The sequence below is a fragment of the Streptomyces sp. ICN903 genome (assembly GCF_022015835.1).
Lineage (GTDB): Bacteria > Actinomycetota > Actinomycetes > Streptomycetales > Streptomycetaceae > Streptomyces > Streptomyces fenghuangensis.
In genome coordinates, this window is record NZ_JAKMAY010000239.1 from 1 (window position 1) to 8,906 (window position 8,906).

Here is an 8,906-nt window from a genome sequence, read left to right on the forward strand (position 1 = left end):
GGTCCGGGGGTGGGGAGGCGGTCACTCACCTCCCCATTGTCGCGCGGAGCGCCCCGGCGTACGCAGGCCCCCGCGCGCCCCTGCGTCCGGGTGGCTTCCGGGCTGCTTCCGGGCCGCCTCCGGCTTACCGGACTTCCCGGGCTTCCCCCACCCCTCTGCCGTCCGCCTCCGCCTTCCGCCAACGCCGTCCGCCTCTGCCTTCCGCCAACGCCGTCCGCCTCCGCCTTCCGCTACGCCGCCGAGGCGGAAGGCGCCGGCGACGGCCTCCGGCAGCCCTCCTGACCCGCTATCGCCTCCTGGAGATCACCCTGCCGGAACTCGCCCAGCGCCTTCTCCACCTCGCCGAACTGCTTGGGAAGCTTGTCCATCTCCCCGGCGATGTCCTGCAGCCCGTCGGCGAACTCCGACTGGTCCTTCTCGTTCAGGGCCTCGGCCCGCTCACGGAGGTCCGCGTACGTGGCCGACAGCGCGTCGAGCCGCTTGATCGCGTTCTTCTGGATCCGGGCGCCGTCCTCCAGCGGCGGAACACCCGCCTTGCGCACGGCGGTGGACAGGGCCTTGTAGGCGGTGGAGAGATCGCCGAAGGCCTCCACGTCGGTCTTCTTGACCTCCTCGGGAGCCTTGTCCCCCTCGGTGATCCGCGCGAGTGCCTGGTTGGCGCCGTCGATGGTCTTGTTCTGCTTCTGCAGCGAGCCGCAGTACTCCTGGGCCCACCGCTCGGCCTTCTCGTTGCCCTCGTCGCCGCACCCGCTCAGGGCGAGCACGAGCACCGCGGTGCCGGACAGCGCGGCAGCAAGCTTCTTGTTCACTCCGGATCGATCCCTTCGTGGGTGTTCGGCCCGGAACATACACGCAGGAGGTTCACCGGCCGTGGACCGGTGGAGTGAATAGTTCATATTGAGGGCTTGGATACCCATTTGTGTTGAGCGCATCTCACATGGCCCGCCCCGGCACATGGCGGTGGGCGGCGCCCTGGAGCACCGCCCACCGCCATGTGCCGAGGACTCCCGTACGGAGCCCCGGCCGACCCCGCTACGACCCGCTAAGGCGCCGCCACCGGAGCCCCGGGCTCGGAGGGGCCCGACGGTCCCGACGGGCCCGGCGTGTCAGGGGAGCCGGAGGGATCCGACGGTCCGGAAGTGCGTCCGGCAGTGCCGCCGACGTCCTTCCCGCCGCCTTCGCCTTCCCCACCGCCTTCGTCGCCTTCGCCGCCGACCGCGATACCGCGCCGCTTGGAGACGTAGACCGCCCCGATGATGACGCCGAGGGCGAGGACCGCGATGGCGGCCCGCGCGCCGGCGCTGGCGTCGTCGCCGTAGCTGAGCTGCACCACGGCGGGCGCGATCAGCAGCGCCACCAGGTTCATCACCTTCAGCAGCGGGTTGATCGCGGGGCCCGCGGTGTCCTTGAACGGGTCGCCGACCGTGTCGCCGATGACCGTCGCGGCGTGCGCCTCGCTGCCCTTGCCGCCGTGGTGGCCGTCCTCGACCAGCTTCTTGGCGTTGTCCCAGGCCCCGCCGGAGTTGGCGAGGAAGACCGCCATCAGCGTGCCCGCGCCGATGGCGCCGGCGAGGAACGAGCCGAGCGCACCGACGCCGAGCGTGAAGCCGACGGCTATGGGCGCCATGACGGCCAGCAGACCGGGTGTGGCCAGCTCGCGCAGCGCGTCCTTGGTGCAGATGTCCACCACCCGGCCGTACTCGGGCTTCTCGCTGTAGTCCATGATCCCGGGCCGCTCGCGGAACTGGCGCCGCACCTCGAAGACCACCGAGCCCGCCGACCGGGAGACGGCGTTGATCGCCAACCCGGAGAAGAGGAACACGACGGAGGCCCCGAGGATCAGGCCGACCAGGTTGTTCGGCTGCGAGATGTCCAGGCTCAGGCCCAGCTCGCCTGCCCGGGCGCCCACGTCCGACACCGCGCCGGCGATCGCGTCGCGGTAGGAGCCGAAGAGGGCCGCGGCGGCCAGTACCGCGGTGGCGATGGCGATGCCCTTGGTGATGGCCTTGGTGGTGTTGCCCACCGCGTCGAGGTCGGTGAGCACCTGAGCGCCCGCGCCCTCGACGTCGCCGGACATCTCGGCGATGCCCTGGGCGTTGTCGGAGACCGGGCCGAAGGTGTCCATCGCGACGATGACGCCGACGGTGGTGAGCAGGCCGGTGCCCGCGAGGGCGACGGCGAACAGCGCCAGCATGATGGAGGCGCCGCCCAGCAGGAAGGCGCCGTAGACGCTGAGCGCGATCAGCAGCGCCGTGTAGACGGCGGACTCCAGACCGATGGAGATGCCGGAGAGGACCACGGTGGCGGGGCCGGTCAGCGAGGTCTTGCCGATGTCGCGCACGGGCCTGCGGCTCGGTTCGGTGAAGTAGCCGGTGAGCTGCTGGATCAGCGCGGCGAGCACGATGCCGATGGCGACCGAGACCAGGGCGAAGACGCGCGGGTCGCCGTCGTGGCCGGCGATGGCGGTGTCGGTGACGCCCTCCAGCTCGCCGAAGCTGCCCGGCAGGTGGACGAACGCCGCGACGGCCACCAGGACCAGGGAGATCACCGCGGAGATGAAGAAGCCGCGGTTGATGGCGGTCATGCCGCTGCGGTCGGCGCGGCGCGGCGCGACCGCGAAGACGCCGATCATGGCGGTGAGGACGCCGATCGCCGGGACGAGCAGGGGAAAGGCCAGCCCCGAGTCGCCGAAGGCGACCGTGCCCAGGATGAGCGCGGCCACCAGGGTGACGGCGTAGGACTCGAAGAGGTCGGCGGCCATGCCCGCGCAGTCGCCGACGTTGTCGCCGACGTTGTCCGCGATGGTGGCGGCGTTGCGCGGATCGTCCTCGGGGATGCCCTGCTCGACCTTGCCGACGAGGTCCGCGCCCACGTCGGCGGCCTTGGTGAAGATGCCGCCGCCCACCCGCATGAACATCGCGATCAGGGCGGCTCCCAGACCGAAGCCCTCCAGCACCTTGGGCGCGTCGGCGGCGTACACGAGCACCACGACGGCGGCCCCGAGCAGACCGAGGCCGACGGTGAACATGCCGACGACCCCGCCCGTACGGAAGGCGATCTTCATCGCCCGGTGCGAGACCTCGGTCAGGTCCTTCGCGGGTTCTCCCTCACCGGGAGTGGCCTCCCGGGCGGCGGCCGCGACCCGTACGTTGCTGCGTACGGCCAGCCACATGCCGATATAGCCGGTGGCCGCCGAGAAAGCGGCACCGACCAGGAAGAACGCCGAGCGTCCGATTCGCTGGCCCATCCCGTCGGCCGGGAGCAACATCAACAGGAAGAAGACCGCTACGGCGAATATGCCGAGGGTGCGCAACTGCCGTGCGAGGTAGGCGTTCGCACCTTCCTGTACGGCGGATGCGATCTTCTTCATGCTTTCGGTGCCCTCGCCCGCGGCGAGCACTTGACGTACCAGCACCACGGCGACCGCCAGGGCTGCCGCGGCGACGAGCGCGATCACCAGCACCAGGCCGCGATTGCCGCTGGTGAGCACGGCATCGGCCAGTTGTAGCCGGTTCTGGAAAGGGGTGTGGTGCCCCGCCATTCGTCCTCCTTGACGTTTGGCACATGGGCGCGCGCAAGCACGCTCAGGCGTCCTGCTGCAAAGATGTGGACGGATTGTAGGGAGCTGCTTCGGCTCACAACAGAGTGCGGTATTTCCTGCCGTCCCGCACCCGCAAAGATCGAATAGCGGGCACCGGAAATAATTCCCCTGAACGGCCGGGATATTCCTCTCCGGCGGCACGGGGGAAAAGATCTCGGAATACCGGGGGAGCTCCCGGGCGGAGGTCGGAGGCGGACGTACGCAGGTCGGACACGGCGGAGCGGGAACGGCCGGGAGTGGCCCGGTCCCGCGTCCGGCCCGGGCCGGTCCGGCGTCCGGCCCGGGCCGGGCGTGGAGCGGGCCGGGCCGGAGGTGGAGCGGGCCGGGCGAGACGGGCGGAGTGGTCCGGACGGAGCCGGACATGAGACAGGCGCCCCGGGAAGGGGCGCCTGGGCCGGCCCGAGAGGACCGGGGAGCCGGGGGCCGGCCGTCACGCGGGCGGACCCGCACGGGACGGTCAGTCGAGCGGCTCGGGGTTGGTCGGCCAGCTCATGCGGATCAGGCCGCCGCGCTCGTCGGCGGTCACCTCGACGTCGTCCACCAGCCCGCTGATCACCGCGAGCCCCATGTCGACCTCGTCGTCGCCCTCGGCGCCGTCCCCGCTCCCGGGGGAGGCGTGGGCCCCGCCCAGCGCCGCCTGGGGAACGTCGTCGCCCACCTCGATGCGGAAGACCTTCTCGTCCTCGGTCAGCGCCACCCGGACGGGTGTGTCGAGACCGTGGCCGACATGGAGGCCGACCGCTCTGCTGCACGCCTCGCCCACCGCGAGCCGTACCTCGTCCAGTACGGCGTCGTCGACACCGGCCCGGCGCGCGACGGCGGCCGCCACCAGACGCGCCGTCCTCACATGCTCGGGCAACGCGCTGAAGCGCAGTTCGACGGTGGCCATGCCATCCCCCTCGGTAATGCCTGCGGTCACCCGGTGACCTGGTGCCTGACGGCCGTTCAGGGGCGCCGGACCGGTCAGGTGCCGGTCCGGCGCCCCTGAGCGCCTTGTGCGAGCTCGTTCGGCCCGGCTCTCAGTCGGTGGCCGCCACGGCCTCGTCGACCGAGGTGTGGATGGGGAACACCTTGGTCAGGCCGGTGATGCGGAAGATCTTGAGAATGCGCTCCTGGTTGCAGACCAGGCGCAGAGATCCCTCGTGGGCGCGCACGCGCTTGAGTCCGCCGACGAGCACACCGAGGCCGGTGGAGTCGAGGAAGTCAACGCCCTCCATGTCCACGACCAGGTGGTAGCTGCCGTCGTTCACCAGCTCGACCAGCTGCTCGCGCAGCTTGGGCGCGGTGTATACATCGATCTCGCCACCCACCGAGACGATCGTGCGATCGCCGACGGTACGGGTCGACAGGGACAGGTCCACAGATCCTCCAGCACCTTGCTATCGAGCGGTCCGCCCCCTTGGCGCCTCCCCACCGGAAGGTGAGGACGGGCCATCCCCACCGGACGTGGGGAGGTCGTCTCCCCGCCGAAGGTAGAGGACGGATCGGCAGCCGCAGAAGCATTCAATCACTTACCCGGGGGCCTGCACGACGCCTTGCGACCATTGTCCGTCGCGCCGGTGACACACTCGATTCCGATGGCCACCGACCACCGTGCGACGTCCGCAGGCACACGCCCCCCGTCCCCGTCTCCCCGAACGGTCCTCGAAAGCCTTGCCGCGGGGGCGGACCGGGCCGTGCGCATCACCCATGTGGAGCACCTGCCCCCGCGGAACGGTCGTCATGCGGAATGGCCTGCTCAGATTCGGCCGGAAGTGGTCGATGCGATCCGCGCCGCGGGCATCGACCGTCCGTGGGAACACCAGGCCCGTGCCGCCGAGCACGCGCTGCGGGGGGAATCCGTGGTGGTCGCCACCGGCACGGCGTCGGGCAAGTCGCTGGCCTACCTGGCCCCGGTGCTCAACGTGCTGCTGGAGGGCGCGCGGGCCCCGAACGGGCGCGGCGCCACCACCCTCTACCTCGCTCCGACCAAGGCACTGGCCTCCGACCAGCGGCGGGCCGTGAGAGAGCTGGCCGCGCCGCTGGGCAGCGCCGTCCGCCCGGCGGTCTACGACGGGGACACCCCCGTCGAGGAGCGCGAGTGGGTGCGCCGGTACGCCAACCACGTGCTCACCAACCCCGACATGCTGCACCGGGGGATACTCCCCGCCCACCCCCGCTGGGCCTCCTTCCTGCGCGCTCTGCGCTATGTGGTCGTCGACGAGTGCCACACCTACCGCGGCGTGTTCGGCTCGCACGTCGCCCAGGTGCTGCGCCGGCTGCGGCGTGTGTGCGCCCGCCACGGCTCCGAGCCGGTCTTCCTGCTGGCCTCCGCGACCGCCGCCGAGCCGGGTGAGGCGGCCACCCGCCTCACCGGCCTGCCCGTCACCGAGATCACCCAGGACGCCTCCCCGCGCGGCGAGGTGGTCTTCGCCCTCTGGGAGCCCCCGCTGACGGAGATGCACGGCGAGCGCGGCGCCCCCGTGCGGCGGACCGCCACCGCCGAGGCCGCCGACCTTCTGACCGACCTCGCCGTCCAGGGCGTGCGGACCGTCGCCTTCGTACGCTCCCGGCGCGGCGCCGAGCTGATCTCGGTGATCACCCGAGAGCGGCTGTCGGAGGTGGACCGCGCCCTGGCGGGGCGGATCGCCGCCTACCGGGGCGGCTATCTGCCGGAGGAACGCCGCGCCCTGGAGCGGTCCCTGCACTCCGGTGAACTCCTCGGGCTGGCCGCCACCACCGCGCTCGAACTCGGCATCGACGTGTCCGGCCTCGACGCCGTGATCCTGGCCGGCTACCCCGGCACCCGCGCCTCCCTGTGGCAGCAGGCCGGACGCGCCGGGCGGGCGGGCCAGGGCGCCCTGGCCGTCCTCGTCGCCCGGGACGACCCGCTGGACACCTACCTCGTCCACCACCCCGACGCGATCTTCCGCCGTCCCGTGGAGTCCACCGTCCTGGATCCGGACAACCCCTACGTCCTCACCCCCCATCTGTGCGCCGCGGCGGCGGAGGTACCTCTCACCGAGGCGGACTTCGAGTTGTTCGGACCGTCCGTGCCCGAGCTGATGCCGCTCCTGGAGCGGCGCGGACTGCTGCGCCGCCGGGGGACCGGCTGGTACTGGACCCGCCGCGAGCGGGCCGCCGACCTCACCGACATCCGCGGCCAGGGCGGCCGGCCCGTCCAGGTGGTGGAGGACGGCACCGGGCGGCTGCTGGGCACGGTCGACGCCGCGGCGGCCCACACCACCGTCCACGACGGCGCGGTCCACCTCCACCAGGGCCGCACCTACGTGGTCCGCCGCCTCGACCTGGAGGACTCGGTCGCCCTGGTGGAGGAGGCGAGCCCGCCCTGGACGACGATGGCCAGGGACACCACCTCGGTCTCCGTGCTGGAGACCGAGACCGAGATCCCGTGGGGCCGGGCACGGCTGTGCTTCGGCTCCGTCGAGGTCACCAACCAGGTCGTCTCCTATCTGCGCCGCAGGCTCGTCACCGGCGAGGTGCTCGGCGAGTCCAAGCTGGACCTGCCGCCGCGCACCCTGCGCACCCGCGCGGTGTGGTGGACGGTCACCGAGGACCAGCTCGACGACGCCCGGATCGGCCCCGAGGTGCTGCCCGGCGCCCTGCACGCCGCCGAGCACGCCTCCATCGGCATGCTGCCGCTCTTCGCCACCTGCGACCGCTGGGACATCGGCGGGGTCTCGGTGCCGCTGCACCCCGACACCCTGCTGCCGACGGTCTTCGTCTACGACGGGCACCCCGGCGGCGCCGGCTTCGCCGAACGCGCCTTCCACACCGCCCGCGACTGGCTGACCGCGACCCGCCGGGCCATCGCCGCATGCGAGTGCGACAGCGGCTGCCCGTCGTGCATCCAGTCGCCCAAGTGCGGCAACGGCAACGATCCCCTGCACAAGCGGGGCGCGGTACGGCTCCTCACGGAGCTGCTGCGGCAGGCCCCGCCCGAGCCCTCACCCCTGCGGAGTACGGACCCGCCCGCACCCGCACCGTGAGATCCGCGATCTCCTCCTGCACCTGGCAGCGCACCACCCTCGCCCGCTGCGCGGCGGCCACCCGCCGCGCGGCGTCGCACGCCTCCTGCCCGCCCCGAAGAGCGTGGTCGGCCGCCGCGAGCGCCGCCGCGTCCGCCGCCGCGCCCGCGCGATGGCGTGTGACGACGGCCTGCCCCAGTGCCAGTACGCCCGCCGACACCGCGCACAGCACCAGTCCGCACAGCGCGGCCCATACCGTGGCCGATCCCCGCTCTCCGGAGCGGACGCCGCCGCGAGGTGGCCGGCGGTCACCCCGGTTCCGCATACGCCACCGCCTCGGCCTCCAGTTCCACCCCCAGCGGGCCGGGGCCGGCCGCCCTCGCCGTGACCCGTACCCGCACCAGCTCGCCCTCCCGGGACGTCCGCAGTCCCGCTCCCCGCGGGGCGACCTCCCGCACGGCCCGGTGGATCCTCTCGGGCGGCTCGCCCCTCGCCGCCGCCCGCGCTCCCGCGCCCGCCGCGTCCACACAGCGGACCTGTGCGACCACCGCCGCACCGCCCCACAGCAGCAGCCCGAGCAGCGCGACCAGGGAGGGCACCACCACGGCGGTCTCCGCGGTGACATAACCCCGGTCCCGCCTCTCAGAAGCCCGCATCGAGCGCCCTCTCGATCAGCTGCCGCATCGCCGTGGAGACCGGGCCGCTGGTGACGATCTTGTAGAGCACCGCCGCGAAACCCGCGGCGGCGATCGTGCCCACCGCGTACTCCGCGGTGCTCATCCCCGCCTGTGCGTTCCGGCCCCGGGCTCCGCGCGCCCTTCGGCCGATCCACGCCGCCGTCCGCGTCCGCCCGCTCCGTCCCCGCGACACCCGTGTCCGTACCGCTCGTGCCCGCACCGCTCGTCCTTCCGTCGATCGTCCCCGCATGACCCGTCTCCTCCGTCTCGCCGTCCGTCCTGTCGCCCGCGCCCGCCACGGGCGCGTCCCGTACCGCGCGGTTCACAGCAGCGACCGCGCCAGACCGATGACCACCGGAACCACACCCGCCAGCAGGAAGGCGGGCAGAAAGCACAGTCCCAGCGGCCCGGTGACCAGAACCGCGGCCCGCCGTGCCCGCTCGGTGGCCGCCCGGGCCCGCTGTGCCCGGCACTCGGCGGCCAGCCGGCCCACCGGTTCCACCGCGGGCACACCGGTCGTCGCCGCCCGTTCCATGCACCGGGCCAGCTCCGCCGCTCCCGGCAGTTCGCCCAGCCGCGCCCAGACGGCCAACGGGTCTCCGCCGAGCCTCAGTTCGGCCGAGGCTCGCACCAGTCCCCCACCGAGGGGACCGCCCACCG

General features: G+C 72.8%; 9 protein-coding genes. 1 reads left to right on the plus strand and 8 read right to left on the minus strand.

Features of this window, described 5'->3' with window-relative positions; genetic code table 11:
* Positions 1–230 precede the first annotated feature (230 nt).
* From L7D48_RS21500 to bldG, 4 genes are all read right to left on the minus strand, one after another.
* The gene (locus L7D48_RS21500) at positions 231–809 is read right to left on the minus strand and encodes a small secreted protein (protein ID WP_237881505.1); all 579 of its coding nucleotides are present in this window, start codon (positions 807–809) and stop codon (positions 231–233) included.
* Between the two features lie 233 nt (positions 810–1,042).
* Positions 1,043–3,541 carry a sodium-translocating pyrophosphatase gene (locus L7D48_RS21505; RefSeq protein WP_374493171.1) on the minus strand — a complete coding sequence of 833 codons (2,499 nt, stop codon included), beginning with the start codon at positions 3,539–3,541 and terminating at the stop codon, positions 1,043–1,045.
* A gap of 517 nt (positions 3,542–4,058) precedes the next feature.
* Complete coding sequence (locus tag L7D48_RS21510; protein WP_237881507.1) at positions 4,059–4,490, minus strand: ATP-binding protein; 432 nt, start codon at positions 4,488–4,490, stop codon at positions 4,059–4,061.
* 130 nt (positions 4,491–4,620) lie between these two features.
* Positions 4,621–4,962, minus strand: a complete 342-nt coding sequence (gene bldG / locus L7D48_RS21515; protein WP_093657489.1) for an anti-sigma factor antagonist BldG — start codon at positions 4,960–4,962, stop codon at positions 4,621–4,623.
* Positions 4,963–5,124: 162 nt separating this feature from the next.
* Between bldG and L7D48_RS21520 the strand changes: the two genes are divergently transcribed.
* Positions 5,125–7,590: a DEAD/DEAH box helicase gene (locus L7D48_RS21520; protein WP_237881515.1), complete on the plus strand. Its 2,466-nt coding sequence runs from the start codon at positions 5,125–5,127 to the stop codon at positions 7,588–7,590.
* Here the strand turns inward: L7D48_RS21520 and L7D48_RS21525 are convergent.
* The 4 genes from L7D48_RS21525 to L7D48_RS21540 form a co-directional block, all read right to left on the minus strand.
* A complete protein-coding gene (locus L7D48_RS21525) occupies positions 7,514–7,894 on the minus strand; it encodes an Rv3654c family TadE-like protein (protein ID WP_237881509.1) in 381 nt (126 codons plus the stop codon). The two genes, L7D48_RS21520 and L7D48_RS21525, sit on opposite strands and share 77 nt — an antisense overlap.
* Positions 7,878–8,225 carry a TadE family type IV pilus minor pilin gene (locus L7D48_RS21530; RefSeq protein ID WP_237881511.1) on the minus strand — a complete coding sequence of 116 codons (348 nt, stop codon included), beginning with the start codon at positions 8,223–8,225 and terminating at the stop codon, positions 7,878–7,880. The genes L7D48_RS21525 and L7D48_RS21530 overlap by 17 nt, the downstream gene beginning before the upstream one ends.
* Complete coding sequence (locus L7D48_RS21535) at positions 8,212–8,349, minus strand: DUF4244 domain-containing protein (RefSeq protein WP_241713936.1); 138 nt, start codon at positions 8,347–8,349, stop codon at positions 8,212–8,214. Before L7D48_RS21535 ends, L7D48_RS21530 begins: the two co-directional genes overlap by 14 nt.
* A gap of 219 nt (positions 8,350–8,568) precedes the next feature.
* Positions 8,569–8,906: type II secretion system F family protein (locus L7D48_RS21540; RefSeq protein ID WP_237881513.1), on the minus strand; the 338-nt coding region annotated here is incomplete at its 5' end.